The sequence below is a fragment of the Rhodovulum iodosum genome (genome assembly GCF_041020385.1).
In the GTDB taxonomy this organism is placed as follows: domain Bacteria; phylum Pseudomonadota; class Alphaproteobacteria; order Rhodobacterales; family Rhodobacteraceae; genus Rhodovulum; species Rhodovulum iodosum.
The window spans coordinates 1,445,035-1,460,347 of record NZ_JBEHHI010000001.1; the positions used below are offsets into that span (position 1 = coordinate 1,445,035).

A 15,313-nucleotide genomic window follows, 5' to 3' on the forward strand; every position below is an offset into this window, starting at 1 on the left:
TGGGCGGGTTAGGGAATGTCGTCGCCAGAGGTGATTGTTCTGCTCGCGCTCTATAACGGGGCGCAGAACCTGCGCGAACAGCTTGACAGCTATATCAGCCAGACCTACCGCGACTGGGGCCTGATCGTCAGCGACGACGGCTCGTCCGACGAGGGCCCCGAGATCGCCCGCCGCTTTTCCGCAGAGGTCAGCCAGCCGGTCGAGCTGCGCCCCGGCCCGCGCCGCGGTTTCGCTCAGAATTTCCTGTCGCTTCTGCACGCCGCGGGGCAGGACGCGCGCTATGTTGCGTTGTCCGACCAGGACGACGTGTGGATGGCCGACAAGCTGGAGCGCGCGGTGCGCGCGCTGCGCGACGTGCCCGAGGGCGTGCCTGCGATGTATTGCAGCCGCACATGGGTGTGGAACAGCAGGACCGGTGAGACCTGGCTGTCGCACATGCACCCGCGCGAGCCCAATTTCCGCAATGCGCTGGTGCAGAATATCGCCGGGGGCAACACCATCGTGCTGAACCGCGCCGCGCTGGACATCGCGCAGGCCGCGGCGGACGAGGCATCGGACATCGTGTGCCACGACTGGTGGCTCTACCAGATGGTGACGGGGACCGGCGGCATGGTTGTCTATGACCCCGAGCCGACGCTTTACTACCGCCAGCACAATGGCAACCAGATCGGCGCCAACACCACGACTCTGGCCAGGCTGACGCGGATCGCGCTGATCCTGACGGGCCGTTTTCGCGGCTGGAACACGCGCAACGTGACCGCCTTGCGCCGGTCGGCGCATCGCTTCACCCCCGAGAACCGGCGCATCCTCAACCGCTTTGCCGCGGCACGGCGGCAGGGGCTGACCCGGCGGCTGGCAATGCTGCATCGCTCGGGCGTGCACCGTCAGACGACCGGCGGCAATGCCGGCCTGTGGCTGGCGGCCTTCCTCAACAAATTCTAGGCGCGCGGCTGTTCGGCCGGCAGCTTGTCCTGCGCCGAATAGACGATGCGCGCGACGCGCATCCAGAAACCGGCGCCGAGCTGGCTGCGGTTGATGACGTTCTCGGCCAGCGATGACGGCGGCAGGTCGAAGTCGGGCTGCTGCTGGGCGACCCGTTCGACAAAGCGGCGGTTTGCGGCCTCGAAATGCTTGCCGACCGCCCTGAGTTCGGAGGCATTGAAGATCGTGGTGCGGCAGTTATCGCCGAACTCGCGGTGCACGGCCCGGCCCACGCTTTCCAGCAACTCCGGTGTGATCCGCCTGCCGGCAGCGACCATACGCGCCGCCCAGAAGGTCAGCGGGTCGGGCGAGACATTGGCGCTTTGGCCCTGGTCCATGTCGCCGGGTGTCAGCGGCGCCCCGGTCCGGCGCAACACCTCCCCGATGACCCCGCCCTCTGACGCGCGCGCGGCGTCGTAGGCAAGGAAGGTGATCTCCTCCGGCGCGAAGCCCGCGAGGATATGGTCATAAAGCTGGTTGTAGTCGAGAAACAGGCCCGAGGCGAAACGCGACTTCATCGCCTTGTCGTAGAACTCGCGCCAGCCCACCTGGCGGGGGTTTTTCGAGATCTCCAGAAAGATCGATTGCAGAAACGCGGTCTGTTCCCGCAGCAGGCACAGCACCTCGACGCTGTCGAAGGCCGAGACCATCTCGCGCAGCTCGGCAAAGTCGACGCGGCGGGTGCGGTTGCCGCGAGAGAATTCCTCGCTGCTGATAAAGACGGTGGCGTCGGTCTTGGCGTAGCGGTCGCTGAGATCGCGCCAGACCGATGCGGCCGGGCGTCCGAGGGCATAGACCTCGGGCAGGTCGAACCAGTGGGTGACCAGCCCGTGATGCCCCGCGCGGCGCCCGAGATCGGGGTAGACCACCCCATGCCGCTGCAATAGCGACCGGTTGCGGTCAAAGGTTTCTTGCAGTGTGGTCGTCGCCGTCTTGTGGGTGCCGACATGCAGGATCAGCCGCGCCATTCAGCCCTGCCTCTTGGTTAGAACGAACACGTCGCGGAACTCGCCGATCACGCCGATGGCCGGGTCGTTGGGCAGGATCTGCAAAATCGAAAGAGCGGGCGCCCAGGCGCGCATGAGGTCGCTGAAATTCTGGCCGAAATGAAAGGTCACCAGCGCCCCGGACTCGTCGATCGGGTTGCCGTGATACTCCGGCGGGTTTTCCAGATGCTCCACCCCGTCGGGAAAATAGACGGCGCGTCGTTTGGTGGAAACGACATCCTTGTAGACAGGCGTGGTGAAGATCGCCATGCCGCCCGGCGCCAGGGTCCGTTCCATCTCGCGCAGGCAAAGGTCGGGGCGGTTGACGTGTTCCATGACGTCGAGATGGGCGTGCAGCCCGATGCTGCGATCGGCAAAGGTCATCGCCTCGAGGTTTTCGCAGCGCACGCCGTCCTTTTTCTCGCCCGGCCGGGTGCCGGGGAAGTATTGCGAGGCGATGTAGTCCTTCGCGCCGTCCCGAAGCTTGTTCGACACCGCCCGGTCGGCGGGCGAGCTTTCGTGTACGCGGCGCGTGCGCCAGTCGGGGCAGAAGGTTTCCAGCGCCCAGGCAAAGGCGCGTTCGCGCGGGATCGAATCGCACGACGCACAACGCAGGTTGTCGCGGAACCAGCCGTCGGGGCTGCGGAACTCGGTTTTCCTTTCGCAGACCGGGCAGTTGCCCTGCAATACGGTCATGTCCATTCTCCCAGAACTTCCAGCCAGGCGCGGCCGTATTGCCGGCTGGGCTCCAGCGTGGCCTTTTCCGCCCATTCGTTCCAGGCATTCACGAACAACTCGTTGCGGTAAGAGCCTTCGAGGCGGTACTCGGACAGACCGCCGAGCCAGCGGTGGAACGCGCCGGGATGGGCGCCATAGGCGATATGCGCCTCGGCCCCGCGCCGGGCCGTGTTGTCCCACGACGGCATGACGCCTGCGATGGTGTTGGCGGGCAGGCCGGCGACATAGTCGGGCGAAAGGCTGTTGTCGATGACCTTCTCGTAGTCGTAGATCAGGCCGCGAAATCCCTTCACGCTGAAATCCAGCAGGTTGCCCTCGCGGCCGCCGTAGAGATAGTCCTCCATCCCCACCAGCCCGTGGGGCGGCATCTCTATCCAGAAATCGAAGAGGTCGTCCTCGACCGGGTGCTCGCCCTCGACGTGAAAGCGCACCGCGCCCAGTTCCACCTCGCCGACCCCCAGCGCGCGCCAGGCGTCGCGCAGGCGGGCGACGTTCTCGGCCGGGGCCGGCATGTCCTCGGGGCGGTAGATGACAAAGCGCGGGCGGCTGCCGTCGGGCCGCTGGTAGCGCGGGTCGCGCATGTAGCGCGCGGTATCCTCGGCCAGCGCCTGCTCGAACCCCTCGGCATAGCTCTGGTTCAGCAGGATCTCGCCGCTGAGGCCGTCCCAGTTGCGGCGCCAGCTTTCGTTGGCCCAGCACAGGTAAAACGGAAACTCGATCTCGGGCCGGTCCATCAGCCGGTCAAGCGGCGCCTCGAGGATGCGGCGGCCGTCGAACCAGTAGTGGTATACGCAAAAGGCGTCGATGCCGGCCGATTTGGCCAGCTCGGTCTGTTCGCCCATCACCTCGGTCAGGCGCAGGTCGTAAAACCCCAGATCGGCCGGCAGCACCGGCTGGGCATGACCGGGAAAGACCGGCCTGGCGCGGGCCGCGGCCATCCACTCGGTATAGCCCTGGCCCCACCAGGCGTCGTTTTCCGGCGTGCGGTGGAACTGGGGAAGGTAGAAGGCCGAGGTATAGCCGGCGCGCCGGGGCCGGGGCGCCGGGCGGCCCGGCGTCAGCTCGCCGGTTTCGCGCACGCACTGCCCGGCGGCCTTTGCAAGATACCCCATCGCCCGTTCATAGGCATGGCCCAGCGTGCCGTCGAGCTGGGTGAACTCGGGCTCGAAATCGGCCTCGCCGATCTGGAAGCCGCCGATCAGGCGCAGCATCAGCGGCTTGATCCAGTACATCGACCCGGCGGGAAAATCGAGTTGGTCGGTGTCGATGCGGATTTCCAGCCGGTGCAGCAGCGCCGCGGTGCTGGCCTTGTTGATGCCCCACCATTCGGTCGAGTCGTAGTGCTGCCCGTCAGCCACCCAGAAAGCGGCCTTGGGGTCGTCGATGAAGGCCTGAAGCTTTTCGGCCAGCCCCTCGCGGGGCAGGATTCCGTCGATCAGGTGGCGGCGCCAGATGTCGCCGTCCTGCCGGTGGGGCGATTTCTTGGTGTGCAGCTTGCAGACCGCGCGATAGGGGGTCAGCAGGCCGGAATTGACCAGATGGACAAAGGGGAACACGTCGCGCCCGTGGTTGGGCATCGGGATCGCGCGGGCATCGGGAAAGGCCGTCTTGATCTCTTCGACAAGCGTCGTGGTTTCGTCACCCTTCCAGGTGAGCGTCACGAACAGGTCGAAGGGCAGCGCGACCGCGCGCAGCGTCTCGGCGATCTCGCTCCACATTTCGTGGTAGTAGATGTGCACGACGATGGCATAGGGCGCGGGCGTGCGGTCGTCGGGGCGCAGCGCGGGCGGCGAGATGCCCCGGCTGGAAATGCCTTCCGGCAGGTCAAGCGTGATCCGCAGCTCGTTCCGGCCATAGCGCAAGTAGTGCAGGAAGGGACGTCTCAGCCCGTTCAGGTCGGTGTTGTGCCGCAGGTAGGCCTTGGGTGAGAAACTGCCGCAGGGCTGCAGCCCGGCCGCCTCGCCGAAGAGCACGTAATGGCGTTCCGGAAAGGCGCGGTAGAGCGCGTTCATCTGGGGGTTGATGCCGCGGTAAAAGTTCCGGTCGAAAAGGTCCGACCGCTTGATCTTCCAGACGTACCAGAACGTGACGGGCGATATGGACAAAAAGCGCGCCAGATTGCGCGCACGGGAGAAAACGGATGTCTTTGCCATGGATGTGCCTGCTCCGGGTCGTGCCCCCTCGGCCCGGCGGATGCCCGACCCGGTGGTTTCCGGTCTCATAGGATCATCTTTCGTTGATAATCAACCGGTGATACCGCCTGAGCAGCAAAAGCCCCAGCGCCCCTGACACCAAGGCAACGCTCATCACGAAGGTATGGGAGATGTAGGTCGCATCGTAGGTGGCGAAAAACCCGCGCCGCATTTCTCCGGTGACGTGAAGCAGCGGGTTGTACCACAAAAAGCTGCGCAAGCCGGACGGCAGATCCTCGTAGATAAAGAACACGCCCGAGACCAGGAAGAGCGGCCTGTTGATCACCCGCCACACCGACTGCCAAACCGTGAAGAGAGACGTCAGAACGCAGTTGAGCGTACCGATCCCGAGGCCGAGCGCGGCCGCCATCCCGAGGCTCATCAGGATCGACGGGAAGTCGAGGATCGGACGCACGTCGTAGATCAGCTCGATCCCCACGATCACGATGTAGAACACCAGAACCTTGGTCAGCAATTCCAGCAGGAACCGCGCGATGATCGCGTCGACGAAGGTGACGGCGGGATAGGCCAGCAGCGCGCGCGAAAAAGTGATGCTGGCCGACACCTTCTGTGCGATTCCGGCATAGAGCGTGAACGGCAGAAAGGCGGTGGCGTAGAAGATCTGGAAATTCGTTCCCAGCGAGGGCGAGCGCAACATCAGCGAAAACGCGATCGACAGGACCGCAATCATCGCCACGGGTTCGGCGATGGCCCAGAAATACCCGCCGGGCGAGCGGCCGTAGGTCGTGGCCATCTCGCGCAGGATCAGCGCGATCACTGTGCGCGATGTGCGAAAGCGGCGGGGTTTGAGCGAGGGGATGCTGGTCGGGATCATTGCGTGTTTCGGCCCGCGCGGCGTGCACGGGTGGATTTGTGCCTACGGTCACTGGTGTTTGCCCGCCCGTTTATGTAGGAAGAAAATCGCTTTCGCAATTTCTCTCTTGGAGCGCTTTCTCGTGTCTCAGCAAGCACCGAAGCCCGCTGGAGCGCCGGCCGATGAAGGCGCTGCCCCAAGGATCGGGCGAAAGCAGCAGCCGCCGGCGGCGCCTGGCAAACCGCTGGGCCCCGCGGCGATGGCGCCGCCCGTGCCCCCGTTGAAGGCCCCGGTCGCTGCGGCCACCACCGCAAAGCCCGCCCAGGGCGGTGCCGGCCCGGCAAAGCCCGGCGGCAAGGCGCCGCCGTTCCGCGCCGCTGGCCCGGCAAAGCGGCGTGGCCGCCATGTGGTTCTGGCGCTGTCGTTTCTTTTGGTGGTGGTTCTGCCCGGGCTTGTGGGCACGGGCTATCTCTACACGCGGGCGGTCGATCAGTACCATTCCACCGTCGGCTTCGTCGTCCGCAAGGAAGAGATCGGATCGGCGGTCGAGTTGCTGGGCGGCATCTCGCAGCTTTCGGGGTCCAGCTCGTCTGACACCGACATCCTTTATGAATTCATCCAGAGCCAGCAACTGGTTTCCAATCTGGATCGACAGCTCGACCTGCGCGCGATGTATTCGCGCCCCTTCGAGACCGACCCGGTCTTCGCCTTCAACCCCGATGGCAGCATCGAGGATCTGGTCGGTTACTGGGGCAAGATGGTCAAGATCTTCTACGATGCCGGAACCGGCCTGATCGAGCTGCGGGTGCTGGCCTTCGATGCCGACGACGCGCACAGCATCGCCCAGGGGATCTTTTCCGAGAGCTCCGAGATGATCAACCAGCTCAGCGCCATCGCCCGGCAGGACACCACACGCTATGCCCGCGAAGAGCTGGAAAGATCGGTCGAGCGGCTGAAAGAGGCGCGCGAAGCGCTGTCGACCTTCCGCAGCAAGACACAGATCATCGACCCGCAGGCGGACGTGCAGGGGCAGATGGGGCTGTTGAACAACCTTCAGCAACAGCTCGCCGCCTCGCTGATCGAGCTGGACCTGCTGCGCGACACCACGCGCGACGGCGACCCGCGGGTCGGCCAGGCCGAGCGGCGCATCGAGGTGATCCGCCAGCGCATCGCCGAAGAGCGCAACAAGTTCAGCGTCAGCGGGCAGGGCCCCGACGACGAGGACTATGTCGCCATCCTGGGCGAGTTCGAGCGGCTGAGCGTGGACCGCGAATTCGCCGAACAGGCCTATCTGGCCGCGCTGGCCGCCTTTGACAGCGCCCAGGCCGAGGCCCAGCGCAAAAGCCGCTACCTGGCCGCTTATATCGAGCCGACCCTGGCCGAACGCGCGCAGTATCCCAAGCGCCTCACCCTTTCCGGACTCACGATCCTGTTCTTGTTTCTGACCTGGGCGATGGGCACGCTCGTCTACTACAGCGTGCGCGACCGTCGCTGAGCCTGACGCATGATCCGCCTCGATAACGTCTGCAAGACCTACATCCTGCATGGCCGCCGCAAGGTGGTGGCCCAAAACATTAATGCGGTCTTCCCCTCCGGCGTGTCGGTCGGGCTGGTGGGGCGCAACGGGGCGGGCAAATCCAGCCTTCTGCGGATGATCGCCGGCACGATGGACCCCGATCAGGGCGAGATCACCTCGACCGGGTCGATCTCCTGGCCCGTGGGCTTTGCCGGCAGTTTTCACCCCGACCTGACCGGGGCGCAGAACGTGCGGTTCATCGCCCGCGTCTATGGCGTGGATACCGAAGAGCTGTTGGATTTCGTGGCCGATTTCGCCGAGCTGGGGCAGCATTTCCACATGCCCTTCCGTACCTATTCGGCCGGTATGCGCTCGCGCCTGGCCTTCGGCACGTCGATGGGCATACGCTTTGACACCTATCTCGTCGATGAGGTCACCGCCGTTGGCGATGCCTCGTTCCGCTGGAAGAGCGAGCAGGTGTTCAGCGAGCGCATGAAGAAGAGCGGCGCGATCGTCGTGTCGCACGCGATGCCGATGCTGCGCCGCATTTGCCAGGCCGGCGCGTTTCTGGAAAACGGGGTGCTGCGCTATTACGACGACATCAACGAGGCGGTGGCCGATTACAACCGCATGATGGGCGCGATCCCCGACGATGGCATCTGAGGTGACAGGCACGGCGCCGACGGGCGCGTTCTGGGTGCATATCGGGCACGGCAAGACCGGCACCACGGCGCTGCAGCACCATTTCCGCGCCCGCGCGGCGGTCGATGCGGGGCTGCTCTACCCGGATGTGGGCCAGATGCCCAGCGGCGCGCATCACAAGCTCTTCCCGCTCGACGCGCCCGAGTTCACCCCGGCCTCGCGCGCCCTGCAGGCCCGGCTGGCCGAGGAGATGGCCGCGCGCGGGCCCGGCGTGGCGGTGCTGATCTCGTCAGAGCATCTTTGCTACATGCGCCCGGTGCAGGTGGCCCGGCTGGCCCGGCTGTGGCAGGACGAGCCCCCGCGCATCCTTTATTACATCCGCCGGCAGGAGGCGCTGATCGAAAGCGCGTTTCGCTGGGTGCAGGTGGCCGAGCCGGGCAAGTACACAGATATCGACGCCTTCGTGGCCGGTCAGGCGCGGGCGTTCGATTTCGAGCTGCGGCTGACGCCATGGCGGCGGGCGTTCGGCGACGGGGCGATCCGGCTGCGGCTTTACGACCGTCGCACCTGTGCGGGCGACATCGCCGCCGACGCCGAGGCGGTGATGGGGCTGCCCGCGCTCGACCTGCCGGGGGGGCGGGTGCAGCATCGGCCCTCGCTGGGGCCCGGCCTGACCCGGCGGCTGATGGCGTTCGACGCCGCCCGGCCCGCCCGGCCCGAGCGCCGCGCGTTTCTCGACGCGCTTTATGCAGAGGCGGCCCGCGGCGATGCCGCGCCCGAGCCCGGTTTCCTGACCGACGCGCTGAAGGCAGAGATCCGCGCCCGCTATGCCGACGCGAACGCGCGCATCGCCGAGGCACTGCTCGACCCAGAGCAGGCGGCGCTGTTCCTCGATCCGGCCTAGGCTAAGGGTCCCGATCCGTCCAGCAATCGCCAGGCACAAGGTAGAGCGAGACCGTCTTGCCGCGATAGGCGCCGCTTGCGGGCGCGATCCGGGCGACCGGGGCGGCATCGGGGGTACAGTCCGGCGGGGCCGCGCCCGTCAGCGCCAGGATGACCGGCGCCTCGCCGCCCGGAAAGGGGTATTTCAGCGCATAATGGCTTTCCGGCCGCCCCTCGGGGGGAACGGAGAAGATCGAAACGCCGCTGTCACGCCCGGTGTAGAAAAGATCGGCAAGGATCTGGCGGCTTTCGGCGATGACCGTGCCGGACCCTTCGGCCCTGGCCGCCGTCATGATATCGGTGCTCAGCGCGGACCGGCCCATGTAGCGCGCCGTCGCCGGCCCGGCGCGGTCGGCAAAGATGGCGGCCAGCGGCAGCGCCAGCGCGACCGCCCCGTTGATGGCAAAGGACGCACGGCGCCATCGCGGGGTCAGCCAGGGCAGCACCGCGACGCTGCCCGCCAGATAGGCCGCGGCCGCCCAGTTGGCATAGGCGCCCGACAGCAATGCCTGCCCGCAGATCAGCGCCACGATGGGCAGCGAAAAGACCAGCAGCACCCGCTGCACCGGCGACACCGCGCGCACCTGCGCCAACATCGCCAGCAACCCGGCGAAAAGCACCGGCCCGAAAACGGCGAACTGCGCCGCGAAGAACTCGGCCATGCCGGCATAGTCCAGCCCCGCCCGCGCGGCGGGGTCGCGCACCCAGTCGGCGTTATCGGCGGTATGCTGAAGGGTGGAAAACCCGTTGACCGCATTCCAGATCAGGTTGGGTGAAATCACGAGGCCAAAGACCAGCGCCACCTGTCCCGCCCGACGCCAGCCGATGCGCGCGCAGGGCACCAGCAGGGCGGCCAGCGCGGCGCAGAGCAGGTAGTAGATCGCGGCGTATTTCGAAAGAAACGCGAGGCCCAGGAACAGGCCCGTGGCCATGGCCCAGCCGCGCCCGGCCCCCTCGGTCAGACGCAGATAGCCCATCAGCGCCAGCGCCAGGAACGGGAACATGATCGTATCGGTCGATATCAGGATCGAGGCGAGTGCGACCATCGGCAGCGTGGCATAGCCCGCCGCCACCCACAGGCCCCAGCGCCCGCCGCCCAGCCGCGCGGCAATGGCGCCCAGCACCATCGCGGTCACGCCGTGAAACAGCGGCCCCGGCAGGCGCACCCAGAACGGCGCGTCCGATCCGCCCAGCGCGGTCGCCGCGCGGATCACCCAGCCGATCATCGGCGGTTTGGAGTAGTAGCCGAAGGCCAGCTCTTGCCCCCAGAGCCAGTACTGCGCCTCGTCGACGAACAGATCCATCGGGCTGAGCGCGAGCGTGGCTACCCGCGCCGCGGTGATCGCCAGCACCAGCGCGCCGGCCGCCCACCACCAGGGCCGCTCAGCCGCCGCGGCGCTCGGCATGGATCAGCCAGAGATTGCGGGAATAGATGAAAAGGCCCATCGACTGGCCCAGGATGAAAACCGGGTCCTTGCGGTAGACGGCATAGGCGAAAAGGATCAGCCCGCCGGCGATCGAGAAATACCAAAACGCCAGCGGCACAACCGAACGGCCGGCGCGTTCCGACGCAATCCATTGCACCAGGAAGCGGCCGGTGAACAGCAACTGCCCGCCGAGGCCCACGGCGACCCACCAGAACTCGACCCAGTTGGCCACGTGCAGCCAGACGAACAGGGTTTCAATCATCGGGCGTGGCCTCGGGCAGGGGTCGCGCCTTCTTGCGCCGGCGGATCAGCCAGGCGACGCCGAAGAGGTCGTGAATGCCCACCAGCGCGCGCTGAAGATTGTTGTAGTTCGACCGCCCCGCGCCGCGCTCGCGGTGGCTGACATCGACCAGCGCCACCTCCCAGCCGTCGCGCTTGAACAACGCGGGCAGGTAGCGGTGCATGTGGTCGAAATAGGGAAGCGTGAGAAAGGCGTCGCGGCGAAAGCCCTTGAGCCCGCAGCCGGTGTCGCGGGTGCCGTCCTTGAGCATCCAGGCCCGCACCGCGTTGGCAAAGCGCGAGGCATAGCGTTTCGACAAGGTGTCCTGGCGGCCCACGCGCTGGCCGGCGACGAGGCCGAGCCGCCCGGTGGCGTCGTCGAGAAGCGGCGTGAAGAGCTTGGGCAGCTCGGAGGGCGGGTTTTGCCCGTCGCCGTCGAGGGTGCAGATCACGGTGCCCGCTGCGGCTGTCACGCCGCTATGCACCGCCGCGCTCTGGCCGCCGCTGCGGTCGTGGCTGATCAGGCGCAACCCCGGATGGGCGGCCATCAGGCCGCGCACGGTTTCGGCGGTGGCGTCGGTCGACCCGTCATCGACCACGATGATCTCAAAGCCCCCCGCGACCCCGGCGCAGGCCGTGGCGATCTCGCCGACCACCGCCGCGACATTGCCGGCTTCGTTCTTCATCGGGATCACGATCGAGACGGATGGCATGGTGGGCTCCGCACGCTGTACTGGCGGGGTTAAACACCAAGCGCCCGATGCTGTCCACCGCGCGGCGGGTCAGGCGCGGAACAGGGTCTCGCCCGGCGACAGGCGCGGTGCCAGCGCGATGCGCTCGCCGCCATCGCAGGCGCCGGTCTCGGCGCAGCGCGCGATGATCTCGGCCGCCTTCTGCCCGATCTCGCGCCGGCAGGCGTCGGTGGTGGCCAGTTGCATCGGCAGCCCGTCCAGCAGTTCGATGCCGTTGAACCCCGCCAGCCCCAGCCGCCCGGGCACGTCGATGCCCGCGTCGAGGCAATGCAGCAAGCCGCCCGCCGCGATCATGTCGTTCGAGTAGTAGAGGAAATCGAGGTCGGGGCTGCGCCGCAGCAGCGCCTCGGTCATCTCGCGCCCCTTCTTGAGCCCCGAGCCGCCGGCGTAGAACTGATGATCGGCGATCTCGATCCCCGACCGCGCCAGTGCGCCGGTGAACGCCTCGAACCGTTTGCGCGCGCGGTGGTCCATCGGCATCTTGGTGCCGAGAAAGCCGATGCGCCGGTAGCCCGCGCTGGCAATCGCCTCGGCCATCTCGGCACCGGCGCGGCGGTGCGAGATGCCGACGACCGAATCGACCGGTTCGCCGTCGACATCCATGATCTCGACCACCGGCACGTCGGCGGCGCGCAGCATCGCGCGGGCGGCGTCGCTATGTTCCAGCCCGGCGATGATCAGCCCCGAGGGCCGCCAGGACAGCATTTCATAGAGAACCTTTTCCTCGCGCTCGGGCTCGTAGCGGCTGATCCCCACAACGGGTTGAAGGCCGGTGCCGTCCAGCCCGGCATTCACCCCGTTCAGCACCTCGGGAAAGACGAGGTTCGACAGCGACGGGATGATCACCGCGACCAGGTTCACCCGCTGGCTGGCCAGCGCGCCGGCGATCTTGTTGGGCACGTAGCCCAGCCTCTGCGCCGCGGCCAGGACGCGGGCGCGGGTGGCCGCGCTGACGTCGCCACGGTTGCGCATCACGCGGCTGACCGTCATCTCGCTGACGCCCGAGGCCTCCGACACGTCACGAAGCGTCAGCGGGCGTCGGGCGCGGGGCGGGGTCGGCTCTGTCACGGGGCGGCTCTTTCGATCGCGGGTGACGGGTAGTTAACGCGCTCTGCCGGCGTTTTCCAAGCGTCTCGCGCCGATGGGCTTGCAACGCTGCGGCTTTCGATGGACAAAAGGCCCCGCGCGGCCCCGTAGCTCAGCAGGATAGAGCAACCGCCTCCTAAGCGGTAGGTCACAGGTTCGACTCCTGTCGGGGCCGCCAGCGGCCATCCCGGTTCGTCTCACAAGCATTGTTTCTTTTAACGAAATAATGCGTTTTGCATCACGCCGCCTGTGTGCAGCGTTAGTTGCTCGATCGAGGGCGGCGCGGCGAGGGCCGTTGCGTGCCACGGCGAGCCGGAATTCGAGCTGGTCGAGGGTGGGCGGGACTATGACCGCCTGGTTGGTGCCGAGGTCTCGACATCCTCGATCTGTTCCCCAACGCGGCAAACGGGGACCGCGACGTGACCGACGTGACCGCCGCCGCGGCGGCGCCCCATGCCGGGGGCCGCGCGCCGCTCAGATCATCCGGATCACGTCCTTGTCGATGGCAAGGCGATAGCCGCGCCGGGCGATGTTGCGGATCAGCAGCTCGCTAACGATCTGGTTGCCCAGCGAGTCGCGCAGCCGCTTGATGCGGGTGGCGCCGGCGGCCTCGTCGCACTCTTCGACCGGGCGGCCGGAAATCAGCGCCTCGATCTCGGAGCCCGAAAGCATCTCATCGTCCATCCGCGCCTCGGCCAGAACCGCAAGCGTCTGGATCGCGGCCTCGGTCAGCTTGAATTCCATGTCGTTCAGCACCACCGCGTTGTCCTCGCGGCTTATCAGCAGCGACGACACCTGGATGCCCGCTCTCTCGATCTCGCCCATGCGGCGGCTGAGCGCGACGAGGGCCAGCAGAAAGACCAGCGCCGCGATCAGCAACGCGGCGGCGAAGACCAGCAAAACGAAGATCACCATCCGGTAAGAGGCGAGAACGTCGGAAAACGCGGTGCCCGACTGCGCGAGAATTTCCAGCAGGCGGATCTCGGTGGGCCCGGTCAGGCTCTCGGTCTCGACGAACAGCCGCTCGACCCGCGCGTTGAAGGCGTTCGCGTCGGGCAGGGTCAGGAACAGCAGCACCGCGGCGGCCAGCAGGATCGCAACGATCGCCGCCAGCCCCAGCGCCACCACGCGGGCGGTGCTGCGTCGCGCCTCAGTAGCGGAGGAAATAGGCCCCGGCACTGGCCTTCCTTTCCTGCAGCCCGTCCTCGCCGAAAATCGACATCACGTTGAGCAACTGCCAACCGCCGCGGCCGATGCGCCGGTCGATCTCGGCACCTGCGGCGCCGCGGTCGGCGCAGGCGCCGTCCGGCAGCTTGATGACACCGTAATGCAGCCGCAGGGGGCTTTCCTGCTTGGCCTTGTAATCGGCATAGCAGTCGGCTGCGGCGGGGCCGGCAGCGGCCATGATCAGGGCCAAGGCGAGGGGCAGCAGGGGCTTTTTCATGGGGCCATGATGGGCAAGGCCCGCGCGCTATTCAATATCGGAGGCGTCGCAAGGGCACGATATCCGATAACAGGGGCGCGTTATTGCCTGTCCGGCCCGCCCGGCCCGACCCTGGGGTCATCGCTTCACAGGTGGGGCACGCCGCTCCGCCGACCCAGGAAAAGGACAGACCCGATGACCAAGCGTCTCGTTGCCCCCGTTCTGGCCGCCAGCCTTGTGCTGGCCGGTCTCGCCGCCCCCAGCCCGGCCCGCGCCGCCGATGCCGAAGACCTAGCCCGCGCGCTGTTCGGCGCGGCCACGCTTTTCGTGATCGTCAAAAGCCTCGACAACAACGACAAAAAGAGACGGCACGCCGCCCATGCCGCGCCGCCCCGGCACGAGTACCGCTATGACCCGCCCCGCACCGAGCGCCACCGCTATGACCCGCCGCGCGCCGAGCGCCGCTATGACGCGCCCCGGGCCGAGCGCCGCCGCCACGACCCGCCCCGCCGGATCGACCCGCCGCGGCACGATCGCCGCAAGCCCGTCGCTGTGCCCAGCCATCGGCGCTATCCCGCCAATGCGATTCCTGCGAACTGCGTCAAGCGTTTCTCCACCCGCGATGGCAGCCGCAACCTGGTGACCCGCCATTGCCTCGACCGCGCCGGCGTTTCCCGCCGCCTGCCCGAGCGATGCGAGGTGGTGCTGCACACCGACCGCGGCAAGCGGTTGACCTACGGCGCGCGATGCCTGCGCCGCGCGGGCTACAGCTTCAAGGCCGGGCGGCTGTGAGGCCGTCGCGGCGGCGGGGCGACCCGCCGCCGTTTTCGCTTGCCCCCGCCGGGCCGCGCCGGTTCTCTGGTCCCATGACCCGACCCCGCCCCGACGACAGCTACGAGGCCGCGGCGCTTGCCCGCGGCCTGTCGCCCGTGGTGGGGGTCGACGAGGTGGGGCGCGGGCCGCTGGCCGGCCCCGTCACCGCCGCCGCCGTGCGGCTGGATTTCGCCCGGCTGCCCCCCGGGCTGGACGACTCGAAAAGGCTGAGCGCGCTCCGCCGCGCGGCGCTGGCCGCGGCGATCCGCGAGACCGCCGAGGTGTCGGTCGGCCATGCAAGCGTGGCCGAGATCGACCTGCTGAACATCCTTCAGGCCAGTCACCTGGCGATGTGCCGGGCGATTGCCGGGTTGCGCACGCCCCCGGCGCTGGCGCTGATCGACGGCAACCGCCTGCCGCGCGACCTGCCCTGCGCGGGCACGGCGGTGGTCAAGGGCGATGCGCGCTGCCTGTCGATCGCTGCGGCGTCGATCGTGGCAAAGGTGGAGCGCGACGCGCTGATGGTGGATTTGGCGCAACAGCATCCGGGCTACGGCTGGGAGCGGAACGCCGGCTACCCGACCAAGGCGCATCTGGCCGCGCTTCGAGATATCGGGGTGAGCCCACACCATAGGCGCTCTTTCGCCCCGGTGCACAATATCTTGTATCAAGATATTTCCTAAACCCCTGATTCAAAAAAAGAATTTGACGGCGAATCAGGG

16 protein-coding genes and 1 tRNA gene are annotated in these 15,313 nt (G+C 67.3%); 7 read left to right on the plus strand and 10 right to left on the minus strand.

What is annotated here, in order from left to right; translation table 11 throughout:
• Nucleotides 1-15: 15 nt before the first annotated feature.
• Nucleotides 16-942 carry a glycosyltransferase family 2 protein gene (locus tag Ga0609869_RS07100; protein WP_125408412.1) on the plus strand — a complete coding sequence of 309 codons (927 nt, stop codon included), beginning with the start codon at nucleotides 16-18 and terminating at the stop codon, nucleotides 940-942.
• Here the strand turns inward: Ga0609869_RS07100 and Ga0609869_RS07105 are convergent.
• The 4 genes from Ga0609869_RS07105 to Ga0609869_RS07120 all read right to left on the minus strand — a co-directional run bounded on the left by Ga0609869_RS07105 (nucleotide 939) and on the right by Ga0609869_RS07120 (nucleotide 5,732).
• Entirely contained in the window at nucleotides 939-1,949 is a 1,011-nt protein-coding gene (locus Ga0609869_RS07105) for a hypothetical protein (RefSeq protein ID WP_125408413.1), read from the minus strand. The genes Ga0609869_RS07100 and Ga0609869_RS07105 overlap by 4 nt on opposite strands.
• The gene (locus Ga0609869_RS07110; RefSeq protein ID WP_245972417.1) at nucleotides 1,950-2,663 is read right to left on the minus strand and encodes a methyltransferase domain-containing protein; all 714 of its coding nucleotides are present in this window, start codon (nucleotides 2,661-2,663) and stop codon (nucleotides 1,950-1,952) included.
• Complete coding sequence (locus tag Ga0609869_RS07115) at nucleotides 2,660-4,858, minus strand: glycoside hydrolase family 99-like domain-containing protein (protein ID WP_125408415.1); 2,199 nt, start codon at nucleotides 4,856-4,858, stop codon at nucleotides 2,660-2,662. Before Ga0609869_RS07115 ends, Ga0609869_RS07110 begins: the two co-directional genes overlap by 4 nt.
• A 73-nt stretch (nucleotides 4,859-4,931) precedes the next feature.
• Nucleotides 4,932-5,732: an ABC transporter permease gene (locus tag Ga0609869_RS07120; RefSeq protein WP_125408416.1), complete on the minus strand. Its 801-nt coding sequence runs from the start codon at nucleotides 5,730-5,732 to the stop codon at nucleotides 4,932-4,934.
• Between the two features lie 250 nt (nucleotides 5,733-5,982).
• Between Ga0609869_RS07120 and Ga0609869_RS07125 the strand changes: the two genes are divergently transcribed.
• Genes Ga0609869_RS07125 through Ga0609869_RS07135 form a run of 3 tightly spaced genes read left to right on the plus strand, consistent with a single transcriptional unit; the run spans nucleotide 5,983 to nucleotide 8,773 of the window.
• Nucleotides 5,983-7,206: a KpsE/RkpR family capsule polysaccharide export protein gene (locus tag Ga0609869_RS07125; protein WP_125408417.1), complete on the plus strand. Its 1,224-nt coding sequence runs from the start codon at nucleotides 5,983-5,985 to the stop codon at nucleotides 7,204-7,206.
• Between the two features lie 9 nt (nucleotides 7,207-7,215).
• A complete protein-coding gene (locus Ga0609869_RS07130) occupies nucleotides 7,216-7,890 on the plus strand; it encodes an ABC transporter ATP-binding protein (protein WP_125408418.1) in 675 nt (224 codons plus the stop codon).
• Complete coding sequence (locus tag Ga0609869_RS07135; protein ID WP_125408419.1) at nucleotides 7,880-8,773, plus strand: hypothetical protein; 894 nt, start codon at nucleotides 7,880-7,882, stop codon at nucleotides 8,771-8,773. Before Ga0609869_RS07130 ends, Ga0609869_RS07135 begins: the two co-directional genes overlap by 11 nt.
• Before the next feature lies 1 nt (nucleotide 8,774).
• Here the strand turns inward: Ga0609869_RS07135 and Ga0609869_RS07140 are convergent, their stop codons facing one another.
• From Ga0609869_RS07140 to Ga0609869_RS07155, 4 genes are all read right to left on the minus strand, one after another.
• Complete coding sequence (locus tag Ga0609869_RS07140) at nucleotides 8,775-10,217, minus strand: ArnT family glycosyltransferase (RefSeq protein ID WP_125408420.1); 1,443 nt, start codon at nucleotides 10,215-10,217, stop codon at nucleotides 8,775-8,777.
• Nucleotides 10,195-10,500, minus strand: coding sequence for a lipid-A-disaccharide synthase N-terminal domain-containing protein (locus Ga0609869_RS07145; RefSeq protein WP_125408421.1), 306 nt, complete (start codon nucleotides 10,498-10,500; stop codon nucleotides 10,195-10,197). Before Ga0609869_RS07145 ends, Ga0609869_RS07140 begins: the two co-directional genes overlap by 23 nt.
• Entirely contained in the window at nucleotides 10,493-11,230 is a 738-nt protein-coding gene (locus tag Ga0609869_RS07150) for a glycosyltransferase family 2 protein (RefSeq protein ID WP_125408422.1), read from the minus strand. Before Ga0609869_RS07150 ends, Ga0609869_RS07145 begins: the two co-directional genes overlap by 8 nt.
• Before the next feature lie 69 nt (nucleotides 11,231-11,299).
• Nucleotides 11,300-12,337, minus strand: coding sequence for a LacI family DNA-binding transcriptional regulator (locus Ga0609869_RS07155; protein ID WP_245972418.1), 1,038 nt, complete (start codon nucleotides 12,335-12,337; stop codon nucleotides 11,300-11,302).
• Between the two features lie 119 nt (nucleotides 12,338-12,456).
• On the opposite strand from Ga0609869_RS07155, the gene Ga0609869_RS07160 reads away from it, so the two are divergent.
• Nucleotides 12,457-12,533 (plus strand) — tRNA-Arg (locus Ga0609869_RS07160).
• Nucleotides 12,534-12,829: 296 nt separating this feature from the next.
• On the opposite strand, the gene Ga0609869_RS07165 is transcribed toward Ga0609869_RS07160, so the two are convergent.
• Nucleotides 12,830-13,534 (minus strand): winged helix-turn-helix domain-containing protein, encoded by a 705-nt coding sequence (locus Ga0609869_RS07165; RefSeq protein WP_125408423.1) that lies wholly within the window; start codon nucleotides 13,532-13,534, stop codon nucleotides 12,830-12,832.
• Nucleotides 13,506-13,799 carry a hypothetical protein gene (locus Ga0609869_RS07170; protein ID WP_125408424.1) on the minus strand — a complete coding sequence of 98 codons (294 nt, stop codon included), beginning with the start codon at nucleotides 13,797-13,799 and terminating at the stop codon, nucleotides 13,506-13,508. The genes Ga0609869_RS07165 and Ga0609869_RS07170 overlap by 29 nt, the downstream gene beginning before the upstream one ends.
• Nucleotides 13,800-13,973: 174 nt before the next feature.
• Between Ga0609869_RS07170 and Ga0609869_RS07175 the strand changes: the two genes are divergently transcribed.
• On the plus strand, nucleotides 13,974-14,570 hold the full coding sequence (locus tag Ga0609869_RS07175; RefSeq protein WP_125408425.1) for a hypothetical protein: 597 nt from the start codon (nucleotides 13,974-13,976) through the stop codon (nucleotides 14,568-14,570).
• Between the two features lie 74 nt (nucleotides 14,571-14,644).
• Nucleotides 14,645-15,274: a ribonuclease HII gene (rnhB, locus tag Ga0609869_RS07180; protein ID WP_125408426.1), complete on the plus strand. Its 630-nt coding sequence runs from the start codon at nucleotides 14,645-14,647 to the stop codon at nucleotides 15,272-15,274.
• Nucleotides 15,275-15,313: the final 39 nt, after the last annotated feature.

Excerpts from the sequence above, each read along its gene's own strand:
- Ga0609869_RS07140 (WP_125408420.1), bottom strand. The coding sequence starts at position 10,217 with ATGCCGAGCGCCGCGGCGGCTGAGCGGCCCTGGTGGTGGGCGGCCGGC.
- Ga0609869_RS07105 (WP_125408413.1), bottom strand. The coding sequence starts at position 1,949 with ATGGCGCGGCTGATCCTGCATGTCGGCACCCACAAGACGGCGACGACC.
- Ga0609869_RS07175 (WP_125408425.1), top strand. The coding sequence starts at position 13,974 with ATGACCAAGCGTCTCGTTGCCCCCGTTCTGGCCGCCAGCCTTGTGCTG.
- Ga0609869_RS07130 (WP_125408418.1), top strand. The coding sequence starts at position 7,216 with ATGATCCGCCTCGATAACGTCTGCAAGACCTACATCCTGCATGGCCGC.
- Ga0609869_RS07135 (WP_125408419.1), top strand. The coding sequence starts at position 7,880 with ATGGCATCTGAGGTGACAGGCACGGCGCCGACGGGCGCGTTCTGGGTG.
- Ga0609869_RS07145 (WP_125408421.1), bottom strand. The coding sequence starts at position 10,500 with ATGATTGAAACCCTGTTCGTCTGGCTGCACGTGGCCAACTGGGTCGAG.
- Ga0609869_RS07170 (WP_125408424.1), bottom strand. The coding sequence starts at position 13,799 with ATGAAAAAGCCCCTGCTGCCCCTCGCCTTGGCCCTGATCATGGCCGCT.
- Ga0609869_RS07115 (WP_125408415.1), bottom strand. The coding sequence starts at position 4,858 with ATGGCAAAGACATCCGTTTTCTCCCGTGCGCGCAATCTGGCGCGCTTT.
- Ga0609869_RS07120 (WP_125408416.1), bottom strand. The coding sequence starts at position 5,732 with ATGATCCCGACCAGCATCCCCTCGCTCAAACCCCGCCGCTTTCGCACA.
- Ga0609869_RS07100 (WP_125408412.1), top strand. The coding sequence starts at position 16 with ATGTCGTCGCCAGAGGTGATTGTTCTGCTCGCGCTCTATAACGGGGCG.
- Ga0609869_RS07150 (WP_125408422.1), bottom strand. The coding sequence starts at position 11,230 with ATGCCATCCGTCTCGATCGTGATCCCGATGAAGAACGAAGCCGGCAAT.
- rnhB (WP_125408426.1), top strand. The coding sequence starts at position 14,645 with ATGACCCGACCCCGCCCCGACGACAGCTACGAGGCCGCGGCGCTTGCC.
- Ga0609869_RS07110 (WP_245972417.1), bottom strand. The coding sequence starts at position 2,663 with ATGACCGTATTGCAGGGCAACTGCCCGGTCTGCGAAAGGAAAACCGAG.